Source organism: uncultured Aquimarina sp., from assembly GCF_947495315.1.
In the GTDB taxonomy this organism is placed as follows: domain Bacteria; phylum Bacteroidota; class Bacteroidia; order Flavobacteriales; family Flavobacteriaceae; genus Aquimarina.
This window is the reverse complement of the sequence record NZ_CANLYD010000002.1, coordinates 484,282-506,315: the sequence shown is the minus strand read 5'-3', so window position 1 is coordinate 506,315 and position 22,034 is coordinate 484,282. Positions and strand designations below refer to the sequence as shown.

The following is a 22,034-nucleotide window of genomic DNA, read 5'->3' as shown; positions in this document are numbered from 1 at the left end:
TTAGAATTATTGTTTTATGATCCTTCCGGAATAATTTTGATCAGCTCCTTTCACTTTATAGATGTACACTCCAGGTACCAATGAACTTAAATCTGCTTTAGCAACGTTTTCTGTTTTTGATTCTACTTTTAAGAGCTTTTTCCCGCTTAAATCATAGAGTTCGAATGTACCATAATTTAATCCCTTGATATACATAAAATCTCTTACCGGATTAGGATATAGTACTACCTGAGATGTATTTTCTTTTATAGCTTCTGTATTTCTTATTAAAGCTGGATCATAAGATCGGACATTATCCTGTTTTGTGATTTTTATCCAATTCACGTTCCATCCACCAGATATAGCATACATACCAAAAGGATAGGTCCCTGCATTTATATTAACTGTATGAGATACCGTAATCCAGTTTTGCCATCCTCCTGTATTAGGGATATTGACTTGTCCAAGAACCGTAGCACCTCCATTTATATCAGCAGATAAAATCCCTCCACCAACTGCACTGGCGACGCGATATTCTATTTTATAACTACCTGAAGAAGGAAAATTAATATTAGCATACGCTACCCAATCACCAGTATCGATATATCCAACATTTTGACCTCCTTCTGAACAGTTTTCATTCTGAACACCTGACATAGAAGTATAATTCTCTGCTTCAATTGTTTGACTAGATCCACCTCCATTTGATTTTGAAATTATAATAGAGGTAATCTGATCATTAAACCCATCATTAACAAGGCAACTCGTATCACCTGTTTTTATAATTGAAGTTCCTGTAAAGTTATCATCAAAGTATAATGTAGCTTGATATCCTGACTGTACTTTTACTGAAGAAATATCATCATCTCCAATTCCTAATCCAATTAATTGACCTCTTGTATACGTACCTTCTCCTAAACCTATAGCGTATCCGCCATACGAACAATGTTGATATACAGTAGCTATACCTCCTGTTGGAGGAGGATTAACTCCTGCTTGATATACTCGCACATAATCTACTGCCATGCGTGCCGGTAATTTGCCGTCATCAACTGAAAATCCGGGCCAATTACCTCCTACTGCCATATTGAGTAATAAAAAGTACTCGTTATGAAACTCGCTGGTCCCGTTAATACCATTGCGTATATCAACTTCATGATATTGATTTCCATCAACAAACCATTTAATACTACTCTCATCCCATTCTACCGAATACAGATGATAATTAGTAACATTTACTGCTGTATGCCCTCCATAATTTGCATAATTACCATTACTATCTTGCCAATGAATGGTTCCATGAACATCTGGTGAATCATTAATATGTTCCATAACATCAATTTCTCCGCATGCAGGCCAACCTACAGAAGAAATATTACTTCCTAACATCCAGAACGCAGGCCAGAGTCCTTGCCCCATAGGCAACGCTATCCTCGCTTCTATTTTACCATATTTAAAGTTTCTTTTGCCTTGGGTTTTCATTCGCGCAGAAGTATAGTTAGCTCCTTCAAAATTTTCTTTTCTAGCTGTAATAATTAGTTGACCATTCTCTACAGTTGCATTCTCACGACGATAATATTGCAATTCGTTATTTCCCCATCCAGAAGAACCTCTTCCAGTTTCAAAAACCCAATCGGAGCTGATTTGATTAGTGAACTCATCTTGCCAGACCAAGTTCCAGCTTTGAGCAACAAGTATAGGTGTAGCCCCTGTAAAAAAGGCTAAAAAGAGTAATGTGCTGATTGTTTTCATTTTAAAGTTTTTAGTTAGGTTAATATTTGATTGGCCATGTTAGAGATAAATAGGTAATACTTATACCCGTTATACTTTGAATTTACTGTAAAAGAAAATCAACTATTTTTTGTCTGTGTGAAGAAGAAAAAATAAGCATAGCCATAGCTACGGTTAATTTTTATTCTAAAACATAGGCGCAAAAGAGTATTTTATTGCCTTAAATTCAAAGTGTAAATGGTATTATATCCAATCTATTATCTCTGTCATTCTAATAGGAGAAGAAGGTTAGTTTAAATTTTTATGTTTAATTGCACTTCGACAAGCTCAGCATAACATTATAACTTCTTACCCTAAAAATATGGTTGTATTTATTCTTTTATAATTTTTCCGGAATAGCTTTTATCGGCCACTTTTATCTTATAGATGTATATTCCTGATTCTAATGTATCTATTCCCGGTATCTGAGATGAAGCCCTTTTATCGGTTTGCACTCCTATATATTCAAATACCTTTACTCCTATATGATTATACATTTCTAAGGTATATTCAACAGAGGCCTTTGCATCAAACTGCATCTGTAGTCTATCTTGTAAAGGGTTTGGATATAAAAGAGCTTTGGATTGTATAGATGTAGTTATTTGACGTGACTCTAATCCATCCAAGTATTCTCTTACTGGATTAGAAAAGGCAAAACTTCCGAATTGATCCCAATTAATGGACCAACTCATAACTCCTCTAAGCTTAGGATATGTTTGGGACAAAGAATACTGTCCTCCAAATGAATTACCTTTTATTATATAATCCAAAGCATTAATCACACCTTGTGAACCTGTATATCCGTTTCCTGCGTTTACAGTTGCAGGTACTCCTATAAGTATTTGATCCGATCTCAATGCTGGAAAGAATTTACTGTTGTCTCCGGTAATAGGAAACCCCTTTAGTAACATATCCACTAAAGAAACATAGAAATCTGCATTGCCCATACTGTAAAAACGATCATCTAGTGCTGTAATCGACCCCGAGTTATAGTACTGCACTTGTAAAAAGGTTAGCTTATCCCGCAATGCATGAATTAAAGGTAAATATGCTCCCGCCCGACGATCAGCTCCCTGCGAAATTCCACCATAAAATGAATATCCCAACTGAACAAAAAAGGTTTCGGGTGCCATCGTAAGGATGAAATTATCACCAAAATGATTGCAAACACTTTTTACTGCATTGATGGTATTTACTAATACAGGAGTTGTAGGATTTCTAAAATCAGTATCTCCTAGGTCAAGAGATAGTGATTGACCCTCAAAATCTATATCCATACCATCAAAATCATATTCTTCGATAATAGAGATCATAGAATTCACAAATTTATCTCTGGAAGAAATAGTATTTAAGCGTACTTGTCCTTCTGCTCCACCAATAGAAATGATTACTTTTTTACCTATTCCTTTCAGAAATTGGATGTCTGATTTAAAATCATTTTCGGTATAATTTATAGTACTAAACTCAGGAGCTAATTCAAAGCCTAGTTCACCATCCGTTGATGATATTTTTGGTTCTGCAAAAGAAACATTAATGACATCCCAATTGGAGGAAACATCTCTAAGACGAATTAAACCCGAACCATTCTGAAAATTATGCCAATATCCATTTAATATTCTTGCAGGAAGCCCTGTATCTGGAGGTAAAACATCACCTACAGAAATAGTAATTGGATTTGAATCACTTGCTGATCCTTTATCATCTGTTGCACGAACTGTAAGCGTATGATTCCCGGTCACAGCTGTCCAATTGGCTGTATAGGGTGTTGCGGTTTGTTCTTCTATTTTGTTTCCATCTACAAAAAATTCTACTTTACTAATGGATCCATCTGGATCACTTGCAGCTGCAGTAATAATAACGGATTGTCCTATTTCAAATGTTTCTCCATTAAATGGTTGCGTAATCTCTACTACTGGTGATTGGTTATCAGGTGGATTTACATCACAGGTACCAAGTTCTTTCCAAGCGCTTGGCCAAGCCCAATCTGCAGAGCCTCCAGGTGTATATACTCCTCCAATACTACACCATCCTCCGACCAGACACTCATATTCTTTTCCAAAATTCTGAACAATATCCCCAGTTGCGTATGATGCTCCATCTACGTAAGAAGCAGTATCACAATTTCCGCCATCTCCTCCTGAACTTTCTACAGTAATAGTAACTGGTGAAGATATTTGCGAAGCTTCATCATTGTCAAAAGCTTTAGCATTCAAAGTATAATTTCCGACAGTTAGATTATTAATCGTAAAACTAAAAGGTGCTGAAGTATCTTCTCCTAATAGTGTATTATTATTAAAAAATTCTACTTTGGTAATTATACCATCTGCATCTGAAGCATTTGCTGTGACAGTAATTGTGTTACCTTCAGAAAAAGTGCTTCCACTTGATGGAGAACTGATTGTTATGGTTGGTAGTATATTTGAATCTCCTCCATCACAAGTTCCGAGATTTCGCCATTCATCATCTCTTCCTGAATAGGTTTCTGGATTCCGGTTTTGATTCCACCATTTAGCTTCATAAAGCATCCCATTATAACTAACACGGTTTCCACCCACATAGGTTGCAGTTGCACTCCAAGTGCTAATTCCTTCGCAGTTAGCTATTATAATATCATCTTTTGGCTCATAACTCTTTGCGGATATACCGGAGAAAGACCATAGACACAGTATTACTATGACCCAAAATAAGTGCCTAGATAATTGTTGTTGATTATATTTCATTTTCATCTTATTAACTTTTAGGTTATCTTTTTACTATTTTAAGGGTTTTAACTTCCTCGCCTATACTAACCCTAAGAAAATATACTCCTGAAGGAAGTTCTGAAACATTCTCTACCATCTGTTGTTCTCCTTTATTTATAATTTTGGCGGGAATATGCATCAGGCGATGACCATTAAAATCCACTATATCCATTACTAGCTGCGTTTTATTTTCTGAGTTTATAACTACTCGGAGTTCATCTTGAAATGGATTTGGTGATACAGCAACTTGTACTTTATGCTTCTCTTTGTTCAAACTACTTCTTATTCTTAAAGTTTCTTGTTCTGGCTCTATTCCGAAATAAGATTGCATTGTAGCACAACCACATTCTGAGCAATCATCAGTAGTATCAAGATCATTATTTACATTTAAAATTCCGGTATATCGCTCATAAAAACCAATACGCCCTAAAACTTTAGGGATTTCAGTGCCACTACCACATTCTAATCCACCATTAATGATATTTACGGTCATACCAAAACCTGGTTTTCGGTTGCGTTCCTGATCATATACTGACGGCACCCAATTACTTACCATCACATCGTGTGCTGAAGGTTTAGGATATTGCGGTGTCATCCAAAACCAAATTGCTGTTTGAAATGCTAAAGCAGCATCCTGAAGTACCCGCTCTGGGTTATTAAGCATAACATTCTTATCACCAAACAGAAATTCACTTACCTGGCCATAATTATAATTCCAGCTTAACTGAATAGGACCACGACCATGATAGGATTTACCCGGAGCAGGCGGATAATCAATATTGCCTTCATCCCGATATCCAAGGTTACCAGTACCTTCATATCCTTGTTCTTCTCTAAAATGTAACCCCCAGGAATATGGCCCTCCCGGAGCAGTGGCCCATCCTCCTGTAGTCTCCTGAGAAATATTAGCCAGGAATGCAGCTAATTCTCTTTTTATAATGATTTCGTTTCCTTCACCAGCAAAACTTCCATAATCCACGACTTGAGTGATAATTGGTTTTGACTGATTCCATTCAGCATCAAAATCAGAATCTATACGAATTACAATGGATTGATTAGTACTTTTATCTCTTCGCGTTAATTTATATAGGTTTGTTCCTTTTCTGCGCTCAAAGGTAATTTCTATATTATCCATTCTTACTATAGCTTCGACAAAGGATTCATACGTGAAAAAATCTCTTGCCGGATCTATTTCATATGTACCTAAATCTGTACCATATCTATAAGGAAAGAACTCATTGTATTCTTCTTTTGAAATTAAAAAATCTCCATGCGATGTTTTTCTAACAGTTACTTGAATCGTAAAATTGGTAACTCCTTCTTCATTATCTGTTGCTTGTCCTTCATAAGTATATGTATCGTAATTGTTAAACCTCCAATCCGATTGATATATATCATTCTCTTCAGCTTGTAATGACAATGTACCACCTCCTGCTTCAACTGTAATAACATTAATAGTACCATCAGGATCGATCGCTTTTACTTGTAACGGAATCGTAATAGGTAAGGTTTCTGCATATATCACTGATGGAGTTAATATAGTCACCTGTGGTAGTTGATTAATCGGTGTTCCTGTACAAAGCCCTAATTGCTCCCAGGCAAAAGACCAAGCCCAGCCTTCTTGTGGAGTATAAGAACCTCCTACAGAGCACCACCCTCCAACTTTGCATTTATATTTATTACCTAAGTACTGTACTTCATCTCCTGTTTGGTATGTATTTCCATCGATATATAATTCCAGATTGCAAGTGTCACCATCTCCTGTATCTTCATTTACAACAATAGTTACTGGATTAGATGTTGTTGTACCACCCTCGTTATCTACTGCCATTGTTCTCAATTCGTGAGTTCCATCTATAGGAGAAAATGTAATTTCAAAAGGAACTGTATTATCTTGTCCTATCACCACATTATCCATAAAAAAAGTGACTTCACTAATACTACCGTCGATATCAACCGCTTCTGCTATAACTGTTACCTCGTCTCCCGATTGATATTGAGCTCCTTCAGTAGGGTTTACTATATTTACAATAGGCAACTGATTCTCTATATCTCCATCACAAACTCCTAATTCTTCCCAGGCACTTGGCCAAGCCCAATCTGCAGAGCCTCCTGGTGTATAGGCTCCTCCAATACTGCACCATCCTCCGACAAGGCATTTATATTTTTTACCAAAATTTTGCACCTCATCACCTGTTTGATAACTTGCTCCATCCTGATACGGAGGGATACCACAACCAACTCTTATCGCTTGTTCTGATTGCTCTAAACTATCGGAAATCGCATTGCAATTCCCAATTTCTTTCCAAGCATTGGTCCAAGCCCATCCTTCACCTGGAGCATAAGGCCCTCCAATACTACACCATCCACCAACAAGACACTCATATTCTTTGCCTGAATTTTGAACCTTATCACCATTACTATATACTGTACCACCAACATATTGTGGTGTATTACAGTTGCCTCCATCCCCGGATCCATTTACTATAATTGAAATTGGGGAAGAATTTGTAGAAGCTCCTTCATTATCATAAGCCTTAACTTTTAGAGAATATGTTCCTTCCTGAATTGAAGAAATCATATACTCGTAAGGAGTTGAAGTATCTGTATGAATAAGTATATCATTGCTAAAAAACTCTACTTTAGTAATATTTCCATCGTTATCTGAAGCATTTGCAGTAATAGAAACTAAACTTCCTTCGTCAAAGATTTGATTATTGGAAGGTGAAAAAATGCTACAAACTGGTAATTGATTATTAGGGGATGTATCTTGAGAAAAATCCAGTCGATTGAGATTAAAATCATCCGTATCCATTACAATTCGTAATACTTGCTCTCCTTTAGAAAGAGAGGCATTTACTGAAACGGTTTGCCAATTTTGCCATCCACCTGTATTCGGTACGTTTATTGGACCACTAATATTCTGTCCATCCAGTTCCAGGTGAAACTTTTTTCCTGAAGTAATAGCTGCTACTCGGCAATCTACTTTGTAATTTCCTCCTGTCTGAATATCAACCGTATATTCTAACCATTCACCTGTGCTTACCCATCCAACGTTAAACCCTCCTTCTGAACTGGATTCTATATCTACTGCTTCATTGCGGTAGGCACCACCTTGATTAGAACTTGAAGTATCATTATACGCAACTGATTGTCCACCAAGATCATAATTTTCTGCTTTAATAACACCGGGAATGCTAGCCGGACTTCCCAAATACGGAGATTGGGTATCACCCCCATCACCTCCAGGAAAATCATCCGCTGGGAATTTTATTTTATCTCTAATCCAACTACCTGCAGGCTTAAGATTTTCTGTAGTCCATATTCCACTTGAACATGTTCCTGATTGCCAAGAAGCTCCTGATCTAAAATCATCAGAGTAGTTCCAGCTTGTCCAGCTGATCTTCTTTTGACGCATCAAATCGATAAATTGTTGTGTCATTGCAAAATCATTTGGTCCATCACCGGTAAACTCCTGACTACCAAATTCTGTTACAAATACCGGAAGTTGATTAGAGGCTTGATCTAAAGTACTTAAGTATGCGTCTCTATGACTATTTGCATAAAAATGGAAGGTATACATTACATTATCAAACTGTAATGGATTGTTGATGACGTCTTGTAATGTTCCTTCTCCTGATACTCCAAAAGTTGCCCATCCATGTGTCCCTACAAGAACTACTGCATTATTATCTATACTCTTAATTACAGGGATGATTTGGTCTGCATATGTCTTGATACGATTCCAGGTGACACCAGAACCATTAGGTTCATTACAAACATCATAGATAATATTATTTTTATCTTTATGCTGGTTAGCAATATCTGTAAAGAATCGTTTAGCATTTTCCAAGTTTGCGTTTGGATCTCCAGGATTCAATTGATGCCAATCTACTAGAGCATACATTCCGCGTTCCGTAGCTTCTTCTATCAATCTAGAAACCTGATTTGTAAATCCTATCGGATCTGTCTCATAACCTCCTTCTTGTACGTATAATGAAATCCGGAGAATATCTGCTTCCCAATCATTGGCAAGTACATCTAATGAACTTTCCGTCAAGCAATTACCCCAACCATACCATTGAATTCCATGGGTACTCATACCACGCAGTTGTATCGGGTTATTATATTGATTACACAATTGAGTTCCGCAGACTTTGAGTTGTCCGTTTTTCTCTATTGGGCTTTGTGCTTGTATTTTTGCTCCAAAGAAAAGAATCCACATGAAAATATGGATCAAAATCTCATGTTTTGAAATTATAAATTGAGGTTTCATAAGGTTTCATTTAAGAGTATTAAGTTAAGTTCTTCTCTGATGAAGATGTTTACTCAAGAAGTAGTTGTTAATAGCAAAATTCACCTCTCATCATTTTTAAACGTAGACGAGAGGTAAATTTCAAAAAAACATTATGGGGAAATGTTACTGTTTAATCAGTTTCATTGTTTTTACTTCTTTACCCATCCAGATTTTCAAGAAGTAGATTCCATTTGGAATACCATCGGTATCCCACTGCATACTATGATTTCCAGAAGAAAGTTTTTCGTTTTCTTTTAACACGGCAATCTTCATACCGATCTGATTATATATAACTGCAGTAATTGGTTTATTTTTATTTAACTCAAATGAGATATTTACCTTTGATGTAAAAGGATTAGGATACATCTTCAAGCTTTCTTTTTCCAGTATTTGTTCTGGAGCTCTCTGATCCAAAGCATCTAAATAAGCTCTATGAGGATTAGAAAATCCAAAGCCTGCGACAATATCCCAGTTAATAGACCAAGTCATCAACCCTCTAAAGTTAGGATAACCTGTAGGGTTTCTAAGTTGATAACTTCCTCCAAAAGACTGACCTTTTATTAGGTAATCCAATGCTTTATGCACTTCTGCGGGTGCTGTATATCCACTTCCTGCCGCGCTTGGATTAGCTGGTAATCCTATGGCTACCTGATCTTGTCTTAAAGCAGGGAATTGATTTCCTCCAGCCGGAAACCCTTGTAACAGCATCTCTGCCATAGCTACGTGAAAATCAGCATTAGCTGACGAATAACAAAGCCCGTCCAATCCTAACATACATCCTGTATTATAATGCTGCACGTGGATATAATCCATCTCATTTCGTAATCCGTAAATAACAGGTAAATAAGCACCACTAGCTCCACCGTATGCACTAAATCCTCCTTGTACATATAAGGTTTCTGGAGCCATACTCAAAACAAAATTATCGGCACCTACATTATTTCGTACTTGCTTAGTTGCATCAATTAAATTAACGATCTTCGGAGTTGTTGGACTTCTAAAATCAGTATCTCCGGCTGCCAAAGAAAGTGAACTCCCTTCTAAATCAATGTCCAGTCCATTAAACCCATACGTATTGATAATAGTGGTCATAGAATTTACAAATTCATTCTTTTCTGATGCTGTGTTTAATTCTACTGTAGCATTTGCTCCACCAATAGAAATCAACACTTTTTGTCCTCTTGCTTGTACAGTTGCAACATCGTTTATAAATTCTGAGGCACTACCATAAATTTCATAAGGACTAAAAGTCATATCAGATCTACTGCCAAACTTTGGTTCTGCAAAGGCAATACAAATAACATCCCACTTCTCGGATACATCCCTTAGTTTTGGAGTCGAAGAACCATTATTAAAATTATGCCAGTATCCTACCAAGATTCTTTTTGGTAAATCACCAGGTATTGGATCTACAGATCCTACAGAAATACTTACTGTAGATTCCCCTGTAGCATCACTATCATCAGTAGCTTTTGCCATCAGTGTATAATTTCCTGTTGAAGCGTTGTTCCAAGTAAAACTATAGGGACTAGTTGTATCTTCTCCTATCAAAGTTCCATTTCTAAAGAACTCTACTTTTGTTACATCTCCATCAGTATCTGATGCTGAAGCATTAATTACAATTGTACTCCCTTCAGCAAATGACTGTCCGTTTGTTGGTTGCGAAATAAATACGGTTGGAGCTTCATTTCCTGTATCTCCATCACCACACTCTCCTAAAAGAGTCCATGCATCTTGCCAATAGGTTCCTTCTCCAGGGCCATATGCCCATGCGACACCGTTACACCATCCTGAATATGGATATGGTCTACATTCATATTTATTACCATTATTTTGAACTATACTGCCTGCAACATATCCTCCATTTTCCACGTATTGAGGTTCATTACAACCTCCTCCTCCATCAGTATTCACGGTTATATTTATTGCTGAAGATGTGGTTGATGCTCCTTCATTATCAGTCACCATAGCGGTAATAGTATGATTGCCATTCGTTGCTGTCCAATTTGCTGAATATGGAGCAGAGGTATCTTCGTTAATTATATTTCCATCTAGGTAAAAAGATACTTTAGTTACGTTACCATCAGTATCATTTGCGTTAGCTTCAATACTAATAGTATCACCAACGTTAAAAGAAGCTCCATCAGCTGGACTCGTTATATTTACTGTTGGTGAGGTGTTGTTATCACCAGTAACCGTAATAGAAATTGCTGTGGATGTTGTAACAGCGTTGTCATTATCTGTTGCACGTGTAGTAATCGTATGACTACCATTTGTTGCTGTCCAATCTGCAGCGTACGGAGCAGCGTTATCAGAACTAATCATATTTCCATCTACATAAAAGTCAACCTTGGTTACACTACCATCGGTATCTGATGCTGAAGCTGTAATAGTAACCATATTTCCTACAGTAAAAGTAGCCCCTGAATTTGGTGCAGTAATTGTTACTTGCGGAGCTACATTATCCGGCTCGCAAGGATTCCCTGCTACCTGATTGATTGCCGCTAATAAAGAGGTATTAGCATCTGTAGTATCATGTGAAATCTCCCACATCATAATACCTCCTGCACGATCTAATGCCATTTGTGTTTTCGCTTTAATAGTAGGAATTCCGTTATAGTTATTTCCTTGAAAAGTATCGCTATTCGGATCCGCTCCCTGAGCTAATAACGAAGCATAACTTTGTGCCTGTGGACGACTGTAAAAAGGTACACCAAGTACTGCTTTTTCTTTTGGCAATCCTCTTCCTAGCCAATAATCTAATCCACCTTGAGCCTGCCCCATTGAACCGTGATCTGGACCATCATACGCCATTATATTCAAGAAATCTACATCATCAAAAACTCCGCTTAACACTCCATCAGCGTTCCATCCTGAAACTACTACTGCAGCAGTTAACAATTTTCCTCTAGTATGCATTGCCTGACCCAGTTCTTGCATCAATAATTCAAAATTCTGAGGTTCATTACCTTCACGCGGGTATTCCCAATCCATATCAACTCCATCAAGATCATATTGATTTACAAAATTGACTAAGTTGTTTATAAAAGCTGTTCGGGTTGTAGGATTTGCAGCCAAAGTGGTGAATGCTGAATCATTACCATCCATCCATCCTCCTACTGCGATCAATACTTTTACTCCCTGAGCATGACCCAAAGAAACGAGTTGTTGCATTTTTGAAACGTTATCCAAAGGGCGCAGACTACCATCGCTGTTAGGTAGTAAGAAAGAATAATTGATATGAGTTAATTTATCATACTGAACAGCACTGGCGGCTCCTTGCCAACTAGGCATATATCCTACTACTTTAAAACTATTACTACCGGTACATCCGCCATCAGTTGTTACGCTAATACTTACAGCTGTTGAAGTAGTAGCTTGATTATCATTATCGGTTGCCTCTGCAGTAATAGTATGATTACCTAAAGTAGCAGCCCAGTTGGTTGTGTATGGTGCTGACGTATCTTCTGCAATCATAGTACCATCTACATAAAATGCTACTTTAGAAACTGTCCCATCTGTGTCTGAAGCATTTGCGCTGATAGTAACTGTACTGCTTTCAACAAAAGATTGTCCAGAAGTTGGAGAGGTGATAGATACTTGTGGCGCACTTTGCCCGCCACCGCAAGGACCTATTAATTTCCATACATTCTCGCGATTGGTCACAGGATCATTATTCTGTGTCCACCATTTAGCTTCATATTCGTTTCCTTGATACGATACTCGATCCCCTCCAACATATACCTGTCCAGCTACATACGCAGGTGCAGTACAAGAGTCTCCTCCTGTAACAGTTATTGAAATAGATGAAGTTCCTTCACCATTTTCATTATCAAAAGCTTTTGCAGTAATAGTATAACTACCTACTGATGGATTGATCCAATTGTAGTTATAGGGTTCACTTGTATCTTCACCAAGCAATACATTGCCATTATAAAACGCTACACGATTTATAGTCCCATCTGTATCTAAAGCATCCGCAGAAATTGCAACTGTTGCTCCAGCAGTAAATGATGCTCCCTCAGCAGGTGATGTAATGGTAACAGTTGGTAATTCATTTCCACCAATACCTGTTACGGAGATATTTACGGTTGTCGTAGCACTAGCACCTTTATCATCGTATGCTTTTGCAATAATTGCATGATTTCCTGCTGTACTATTGTTCCAGGTATAAGAATATGGCACTGTTGTATCTTCAGCTAATAGCGTTGTCCCTCTATAAAATTGAACTCTGGTAATGCTTCCATCAGCATCAGGATCACTAGCATCAGCTGAAATTTGAATAGTATTTCCAGCTTCGAATATAGCGCCATCTTCAGGAGATGTAATGCTTACTATCGGAGGTTTATTACCTACTCCACCACTCGCGAATACTTCGTTTAATGTATTTACTAAAGGTGATTTTACATTAGACCATCTTTTTAATTTTGTACCAAAAGATTGAGCTGAACCCGAAAATTCAAGATCTCCGAAAACGGTCCAAATAATAGTTCCTGCCAGGTCATTGGCATTAATAAATTTAGCTTTTTCAGTTATTGATTCTTCATCATCATAACTTAAAAAGAAATTGCCTTTTACCATATACGGTACTTTTGCCTGATCGTCCCATTTTCTAGTCCAACCGCTACCTGATCCAGTTTTTTGTTGGATAAAAAAGTAATTAGGTGTACCATCATATACTTCTTGAGGCCAGTTTGTATAATCGGCCGCTGTGCTTACGGGACCATCAGGCTGTATGGTTACATTTCTCTTTACAGTTGGAGCATTCAGGTCTGCTGCTCCATCCGTAACAACACCTCTGCCATAAAATGGAGCACCAAAATTAATCTTAGAAACAGGCACTCCCATTCCTTTCATTTTATCTAATAATGTTTGCCAGTTAAAATCAGGAGCTTCGGCTCCATCATAAGGATATACCGGTGCATTATGCCCGGCAATATTCGACCATCCTCCGTTAAAGTCATAGGTCATCATATTAAAGTAATCCATGGTATTGGCTAATCTAGACCAATTGAAACCTTCTAGTTTCTTATAATCAGCTGCCATCGCAGCCGTTATTAATTTATCCGGTCCTATAGCATCTCTAATCTCTTCTACTAGGTTTTCGAAATTAGCATAGTCTGCATTTGTGCCTGTGAAATTCATTCCCGGAAATGGTCCTGGATATTCCCAATCCAGATCAATTCCGTCAAATCCCATATTGATAAGCTTTTTACAGTCTTCGATAAAACGAGCTCTTTTTACAGGATCTGCTGCCATTTCGGGAAAATGTTTACACATACTCCATCCCCCTAGAGAAGCCATTACTTTTACTCCATTTGCTTTTGCTAGTTCTAATAAACCTTTGGCACCACTACCTTCTTTTGGTAAGGGTAATGGCAAAACACCACTAAGTCCCCATTCAGGATGGGACCAGGTGGTACCGCCTACTTCTACTACGTATCCCAGAGCTTCAGCTCTTTGTTTTACTTCTTCGTTGATCCATTGTATAGGCTCTATTTCACCAAAAAGGATATGAAAATCCCAACTACTATAAACATCTCCGTATAAAAGATCGCCTGGTTGTTGTATAGCTCCAGGCTGCCAGATATCCTTATTTCTAAGATCTCCACTATGTAAAGAACCATCTACAGCTACTCCAAAAAAAGAATAGTTTAAAATAGTGTATTTCGAGTAATCTATATTTAATTGTGTTAATGCTCCTGCAGAGGGAACTCCAGCACTAGCTGCTTTCCAGGCATCCCAGTTTGTAATATATCCAATCACTTGCTTTTGATGATCAGAAGTTGTCGCTGTTCCTCCTGTATTTACTTGCCCCCATGTTAAACTTACTAACAAGGAGCATACGATTAGTAATGGTATTTTTCTGTGGCCGAAATAAAAAGAAAATCTTTTTAATAAAGGTTTTAATAGCTTCATAATGATTTGTGTTTAAGTTTGTGAAAAGTCTATGTTAAACTGATCTTAAAGTATAAAGAACAACTTGACTCTAAAAACTAATTAGATAAATGACATCATTTTGTAGATATTATGAGGCAAAAATCCTATAACCGTTATTTTTATGATATTCTAATAAATTACTTGATATGGTATCATTATAATTAGTTAATTCTAATAAAAATCATAAGAAGTGTACTTGTAAAAAAGAAAATAGCACTGAGAAATATCAGTGCTATTTATTGCTAAATTTATAAAAATTCTATTCTATTATTAAACAACAAGATTCTTACCAATCCTTTTCCACACCATGACTAAAAGAACACCAGAAATGATGGTCCCTGATCCTAGAATCAATGATTCTTGTAGATTTCCATAAATAATATGCCCTGTAGTAAATAACACTCCGTATACTAGGAAACATCCTAGTAACAACGCTAAAATCCCGGATGGTACACTCCAACCTTCTATATTATTTACAAGTTCAATATTGTTTTGCTTTGCTTTGACAATAACACCTTTCCAGCCAGGTCCTCCTGGTTGTATTTTTTTGTAGAAATTCTGTAAAACACTATCGCTTTCAGGTTTTGTTAAAAACGTTACACTTATCCACATAATGGTTGTTATGAGCACAATACAAGGAAGTTTTGCCCAACTTGGCATTATTGCATCATCACCAAATACATAATCACCAATTGATGAAGAGAATATTAACGAAACAATTCCCGAAATAATCATTGCAGAGATTTCACTCCAAGAATTGATTCGCCACCAAAACCATCTTAGAATAAAAATAAGTCCAGTTCCTGCACCAAACATTATAATGATATCAAAAAGTTGTTTTGCATTCTTAAGATATAATGCAAACAAAGCACTCAATACCATTAAAACAACTGTTGATATTCTTCCAATCATTACCAACTCTTTCTCTGATGCATCTTTCTTTATCTGTTGCTTGTAAAAATCATTAACAATGTAAGAAGATCCCCAATTAAGATGTGTAGAAATGGTACTCATATATGCTGCAATAAGCGAAGCAAATACTAAACCTAATAACCCACTTGGTAATTTTGCCAACATCGCCGAATATGCCAAATCGTGCCCTAATTTATCTTCGGATACGTTTGGAAAAGCCTCTTGAATACTGGCGATATCAGGAAACACTATAAGCGAAGCCAATGCAACTAATATCCAAGGCCAAGGTCTTAGTGCATAGTGCATTATATTAAAAAAGAATGTTGCTCCTATTGCATGATTTTCATTTTTAGCAGCAAGCATTCGTTGCGCAATATAGCCTCCTCCTCCAGGTTCTGCTCCTGGAAACCAAGAACTCCACCATTGTACCGCTAATGGTATAATTAATAATGTGATGAGTGCTTCTTTATCATCAAAATCTGGTAATAAAGATAATTTATCAGCCACATTAGGATGCTCCATTAAGCTTTTAAGCCCACCAACTTCTGGTATATTCACTAAATAATATGCTGCTCCTATTGCACCCGCAATCGCTATAAAAAACAATAAAAAATCTGTGTACACGACACCTTTAAAACCCCCTAGAGCACTAAAAACTACAGTAATTACTCCTGCATACACAATAGTCTCCCACGGTTCTAAACCGAGCATAATACTGCCTATTTTAATCGCAGCAAGAGTAACGCCTGCCATTGCAAAAACATTAAAAACAAGACCCAGATATAGAGCTCTAAATGATCTTAAAAAAACAGCAGGAGCTCCACCATAACGTAACTCATAAAACTCAATGTCTGTACTCACATTAGATCTTCGCCAAAGTTTAGCATAGATAAAAACAGTTAGCAGACCCGTAATCAAAAACGCCCACCACATCCAGTTTGAAGAAACACCATCCTTTCTCACAATATCTGTTACAAAGTTTGGTGTATCTGTAGAAAATGTAGTTGCTACCATAGAGAAACCTAATAACCACCAAGGCATATTTCTTCCTGATAAAAAGTATTCTGAAGTATTCTTTCCTGCTTTTTTTGATACTATCAAGCCTATCAAAAGTGTAGTAAGAAGAATAACTATTATAATTGAGTAATCAAGTGTGCTTAGTTTCATGTGAATGTATTTGCTATATTATTGGTTATGCCAATTGTATTGAAAAGGCTGTTCTTTTTGTATTATATAGAATTGGATTAAGATATTAGTTATTCATTAAATAGATTGCCTTTGTTTTTTAATATTTGTTTTTTAGCGTGAATTGAATAGTTACGGCCTATCGGGATTCTTTTATCTCCAATCTCTACAAGATTACCTTCTACAGATTTTACTTTATCTATTGCTATGGCATATGATTTATGTATCCTAATAAAATTTTCGGATGGTAATTCCTCACTTATACTAGCCAGTGATTTATGAGAAATATAGGTTCCCTCTACACTTCGTAGTTTTATATAATCTTTTAGGCTCTCTATATAAAGGATATCACGAAGAAAAATCTTGATTAGTTTTTTATCTACTTTCAAAAAAACATGGGGAGCTTGCTCAAAATCAGCAAAAGGTTTTCCTTTATCTAATGTTATAAGTCTTGCCATTAATTTATTAATTGATTTTAAAAACCTGCTAAAAGGTATTGGTTTTACCAAATAGTCAAGAACCTCTAGCTCATAACTTTCGATTGCATACTCTTTGTATGCTGTTGTAATGATGATTTGCGGATACTCTTTAAGAGTTTTTAAAAACTCTAGACCATTCATTCTTGGCATATTAATATCTAGGAAGATCACATCAATACCTCCATTTTCTAATAAGGGTAAAGCTTCCAAAGGGTTTTTAAACACACCAATAACCTCAATGTTTTTAAACTCCTTCAGGTACGATTCAATAATACTTATTGCTAAATGTTCATCATCAATTATGATACTTTTTATGGTCATGTGGTTGGGATTTTAAGGGTAATCTTATATAGGTTACTATCATTTGATATCATTAATTCGTAGTTTTTGTTATACAAAAGCTGTAATCTTCTTTCAACATTTTTAATTCCGATTCCATTTTTAGATTTTAAAGATGCATTCTCATCATAACTATTCTCTGACATAAAAATCAATGTTTCATTTCTTACTTCAAATGAAACCAATAAACTCATTTCGCCTTTATCCTTAAAACCATGTTTGAAAGCATTCTCTACAAACGGCAAGAACAAAAGTGGAGTTACTAATACATCATCGATACATCCTACAATATTAATTTCTGTTTCAATTTGATTTCCATATCTTATATTTTCAAGCTCTATGTAATTATCAATATATTGTATCTCTTGTATCAAAGGAACTTTTCTTTTACTTGCATCATATATTATATACTGCATAAATTCAGATAATTTGACAACTACTTCTGATGCCTCTGAAGATTTTTGTATAGTTAACGCATATAAATTGTTTAACGTATTAAAAAAAAAGTGTGGTTGGATTTGTGCTTTGAGATATTGTAATTCCGTTTTGTACTGTAGTGCTGTTAATTGTTGGTTTTTATTTCTTTCCATAATGAAATCAACACTAATCTTTATAGAATACGTAAGCGCAAGAACATATAACTCACCTAATACAACTGCTATTATGTGATTAAGACCAAAAGGTTCATTTTCTCCTTGAGCTTCTGGCCAAATATTTTCTGCAATTAACCAATAATTCAACCCTGATCTTACCGCATAATGCAACCCTAAACTAAAAAGTAAAAAAGCAACGTACATCGTATATTTCTTCCTTAATAAGTACCTTGGTATTAGATAATATATGTTAAAATAAACTATGATTAAATGTAATGGAAATTCTATCAAGTTAGATCTAAATGAATACCAATAATCGTTAAAGTAACTCCCCCATCTAATTACATTAAAAAGAAAGTATATTATCCAAAAATAGAAATGGTACTTCTTCTTAATCACTCTTTTTGCCACATCCTCGTGGGTTACATTTTCTTCAATTTTTGACACAGAATGATATTGATTTAGTTAAAAAACTGTGAAAAAGTATCATTAAATAACATAAAAAACAAAAAAAAGTTTAGCAACAAAAACTTATGACAACGGTTATCTACAGTTATATGTCGTTCATTATCAAAATGCTGTTGTTGGGATAAAAAAAAAAAAAGAAAACCTTCAAACGATTAATTTAGAACAACACAAATAATCAATAAAAGGAAAACATGAGGCAAAAAAAATTCACTTTAATTTCATTTTTATTTTTAGTAGTTGGAGTTATCGCTCAAGAAAAAAAGATGTCGGGGACAGTAATTGATGCTGTTAACGAAACTCCTTTACCAGGAGTTAATGTGATCGTAAAAGGAACTTCTAATGGAGTACAAACTGATTTTGATGGTGCTTATTCAATTAACGCTTCTCCGGGAGACGTTTTAGTATTTTCATACATTGGATTTACGACTATAGAAAGATCTGTTGGTTCATCAAATACTATTAATGTTCGTTTAGAACAAGATACAGAACAATTAGAAGATGTAGTAGTAACTGCTTTTGGTATCCGGCAGGAATCAAAAAAATTAGGATATTCAGTACAACAGATCAAATCTGAAACAATCGCACAGACGGCAGATCCTAATGTAGGATCCGCGATCCGTGGAAAACTAGCGGGTGTTAATATCAATTCTAATTCGGGCGGAATTGGGTCTTCAGTTTCTATTAATGTAAGAGGAATTAGCTCTTTAGGAACTAACAACCAACCTCTGATAGTACTAGACGGAGTTATTATAGATGATAATCAAGGGGGTCAAGGAGATTTTGCTTCAGGGCTTGATTACGGTAATACTTTATCTAATTTGAATCCTAATGATATTGAAAACATATCTCTGCTAAAAGGTGGAAATGCTACTGCATTATATGGGTTTAGAGGAATCAACGGAGTTTTAGTAATTACTACAAAAAAAGGACGTTCTGATAAACCAACAGTAGAAATAAACGCTGCAGTCACAGCTAATTCTCTGTTAGTATCTCCAAAATTTCAGAATGAGTACGGTCAAGGTTTGTTTGATACTTCAACAAATCAATTAGTATATGATATCACTAATGGTAATAGTTTTGGACCTAGATTAGACGGATCACAAAGAGAGCGATTTGATGGTGTAGGAACTGCAGCCTATTCTGCTAATGATAATGATTTTAAAGATTTTTTTAGAACAGGATTCTCTTTCTTGAATTCGGTTTCAGTTTCGCAAGGAACAGAAAAATTCGATTATAGGTTTAGTTTTTCTAGATTAGACGATGAGTCTATAGTACCTGGAAGTAATCTAAAACGACAAAACTTTAGTATCAAAGCTGGTGCAGCAATCACAGATTGGTTAAAAATTACGGGGAAGATAGATTACATTCATCAAGATGCTCAAAATCGACCAGAACTAACTGGTGGTCAGACAAACATCACTAGAGCTCTTTCTCTAAGACCAAGAAATATTTCTAACAATTTATTAAGAGATAATTTTTTAGAACCAGATGGTACACCTAATAACTGGGCTGGAGCTTTCATTACCAATCCCTATTACACTTCTAAAACCCTACTTAATGAAGATGAGGTAGATCGATACATAAGCCTTTTAGAACTTAATGTTGATATATTACCTGGACTAAAAGGTCTGATGAGGCTTTCTCAGGATCATATCACAACTAGTCAGCAAATATTCAATCCATTTGGTGCTTTTGATATTGCTGGAAACGGAAGGTTTTCTGACACAAACTCTACTGCAAGAACAAATAATTACGATCTTATTTTTACATATAATACAGACTTAGGCAGTAATTTTAACTTAGGAGCTACATTAGGTTTTAGTCATTCTGATGTATCATTTAAATCCATACAAGCTATTGGAGAAACGTTTTTACTCCCTAACTTTTTCTCACTTAACAACTTCGAAAGTATTAGTGTAGTACCTGGCAACGCCAGAAACTCATCTAATTCTGTATTCGGATCTATGACTATAGGGTTTAATAATTATTTATTCGCAGAATTTACAGCCAGAAATGACTGGAGTTCTACATTACCAATAAATGATGCCTCGTTTTTCTATCCATCTGTTGGTTTAAGTTTTGTAGTAACAGATGCCTTCCCTTCACTACAGGATAACGAAATACTATCTAATTTAAAACTAAGAGGAAGTTTTGCGCAGACGGGTAATGCCACTGGTGCTTTTTCTTTGGTAAACACCTATAATGTATCCTCTAATCTATTTAACGGCCAACGTTTTTTCTTTTTCGGAAATGCAGAAGAAGGTGCAGGAATAGGTCCTGAACTTAATAATCCAGATTTAATTCCTGAAATATCAAACGCCCTCGAATTTGGTTTAGATGCTCGCTTCATTAATAATAGAATAGGACTTTCTGCCACGTATTATACCATAAGAACTGAAGATCAAATACTACGTTTAACACTTCCTCCGGCAAGCGGAGCGGCAAATCAGATTATCAACGCAGGTTTAGTAACTAACAAAGGACTCGAACTTTCTTTGAATGCTGATATCCTTAAAACCGATAATTTTAGCTGGTCTACGACAGTAAACTTTACCACCAATGAAAATAAAGTTGAAGAATTAGCACAAGGAGTAGAAAGAAACATATTAGTACGACAATTTAATGACGTTGTACAAGTAGCTGCAGAAGTAGGTTCTAGTGCTCAGGGATTATTTGGTACTACATTCACCAGAGATGATAGTGGAAATATTGTCTATGACACCAATGGGCTACCAGTAATTAATACTGAAATATCTCGGATCGGCGATGTTGCTCCAGATGCCTTTTTAAACTGGGGGAACACTTTTACTTATAAGCAATTCTCTTTAAGTTTCTTATTTGATGCAAGATTTGGTGGTGATGTATTTTCACTATCAGAAATACAAAGACATACACAAGGTACAGCTATAGAAACACTAGCAGGGAGAGAATTCTTTTCTGGTGGGCAAGGTATCGCATTACCCGAAAATGCTGTTGTTGATGGCACATTGGACCCTGATGTACAACAAAGAGGAGTAAATCCTCAAACATACTGGGGTAGAGTCGGTCAAATTTCAGAAAACTGGGTCTATGATGGAAGTTTTGTCAAGTTTAGAGAATTAACCTTTGGATATAGTTTTCCTGAGAAAACTATTCAGGGACTACATCTGTCTAAGCTATCTATAAGTTATGTAGGAAGGAATCTAGCTATACTACATAGCAATACCGACAATTTTGATCCAGAAACAGGATTTAATACAAGTTTTGGAGGTGTAGAGTTTTTTGGAATTCCTTCCGCTAGTAGCCACGGACTTAGAGTAAACCTTACTTTTTAAATGAATATTGATATTAA

At 36.0% G+C, this 22,034-nt stretch carries 8 protein-coding genes; 1 reads left to right on the top strand and 7 read right to left on the bottom strand.

Translation table 11 applies throughout. From position 1 onward, the window contains the following. Positions 1-6: 6 nt before the first annotated feature. The 7 genes from Q0910_RS05625 to Q0910_RS05595 all read right to left on the bottom strand — a co-directional run bounded on the left by Q0910_RS05625 (position 7) and on the right by Q0910_RS05595 (position 18,682). Entirely contained in the window at positions 7-1,731 is a 1,725-nt protein-coding gene (locus Q0910_RS05625) for a carbohydrate-binding protein (protein WP_299213417.1), read from the bottom strand. Between the two features lie 350 nt (positions 1,732-2,081). After that, positions 2,082-4,475: an Ig-like domain-containing protein gene (locus Q0910_RS05620; RefSeq protein ID WP_299213415.1), complete on the bottom strand. Its 2,394-nt coding sequence runs from the start codon at positions 4,473-4,475 to the stop codon at positions 2,082-2,084. Positions 4,476-4,491: 16 nt separating this feature from the next. Further along, a complete protein-coding gene (locus Q0910_RS05615) occupies positions 4,492-8,766 on the bottom strand; it encodes a glycoside hydrolase family 19 protein (RefSeq protein ID WP_299213413.1) in 4,275 nt (1,424 codons plus the stop codon). Positions 8,767-8,910: 144 nt separating this feature from the next. After that, positions 8,911-14,706: a glycosyl hydrolase family 18 protein gene (locus Q0910_RS05610; protein ID WP_299213411.1), complete on the bottom strand. Its 5,796-nt coding sequence runs from the start codon at positions 14,704-14,706 to the stop codon at positions 8,911-8,913. Between the two features lie 291 nt (positions 14,707-14,997). After that, positions 14,998-16,806, bottom strand: a complete 1,809-nt coding sequence (locus tag Q0910_RS05605) for a sodium:solute symporter family protein (RefSeq protein ID WP_299213409.1) — start codon at positions 16,804-16,806, stop codon at positions 14,998-15,000. 89 nt (positions 16,807-16,895) lie between these two features. Beyond that, a complete protein-coding gene (locus tag Q0910_RS05600) occupies positions 16,896-17,624 on the bottom strand; it encodes a LytTR family DNA-binding domain-containing protein (RefSeq protein WP_299213407.1) in 729 nt (242 codons plus the stop codon). Further along, the gene (locus Q0910_RS05595; protein WP_299213405.1) at positions 17,621-18,682 is read right to left on the bottom strand and encodes a histidine kinase; all 1,062 of its coding nucleotides are present in this window, start codon (positions 18,680-18,682) and stop codon (positions 17,621-17,623) included. Before Q0910_RS05595 ends, Q0910_RS05600 begins: the two co-directional genes overlap by 4 nt. A gap of 212 nt (positions 18,683-18,894) precedes the next feature. Here Q0910_RS05595 and Q0910_RS05590 point away from each other — a divergent pair, with 212 nt between their 5' ends. After that, the gene (locus tag Q0910_RS05590; protein WP_299213403.1) at positions 18,895-22,017 is read left to right on the top strand and encodes a SusC/RagA family TonB-linked outer membrane protein; all 3,123 of its coding nucleotides are present in this window, start codon (positions 18,895-18,897) and stop codon (positions 22,015-22,017) included. The last annotated feature ends 17 nt before the right edge of the window (positions 22,018-22,034 follow it).

Bases quoted from the DNA above. Each gene is read 5' to 3' on its own strand.
- Q0910_RS05625 (WP_299213417.1), bottom strand. From the start codon at position 1,731: ATGAAAACAATCAGCACATTACTCTTTTTAGCCTTTTTTACAGGGGCT.
- Q0910_RS05620 (WP_299213415.1), bottom strand. From the start codon at position 4,475: ATGAAAATGAAATATAATCAACAACAATTATCTAGGCACTTATTTTGG.
- Q0910_RS05615 (WP_299213413.1), bottom strand. From the start codon at position 8,766: ATGAAACCTCAATTTATAATTTCAAAACATGAGATTTTGATCCATATT.
- Q0910_RS05610 (WP_299213411.1), bottom strand. From the start codon at position 14,706: ATGAAGCTATTAAAACCTTTATTAAAAAGATTTTCTTTTTATTTCGGC.
- Q0910_RS05605 (WP_299213409.1), bottom strand. From the start codon at position 16,806: ATGAAACTAAGCACACTTGATTACTCAATTATAATAGTTATTCTTCTT.
- Q0910_RS05600 (WP_299213407.1), bottom strand. From the start codon at position 17,624: ATGACCATAAAAAGTATCATAATTGATGATGAACATTTAGCAATAAGT.
- Q0910_RS05590 (WP_299213403.1), top strand. From the start codon at position 18,895: ATGAGGCAAAAAAAATTCACTTTAATTTCATTTTTATTTTTAGTAGTT.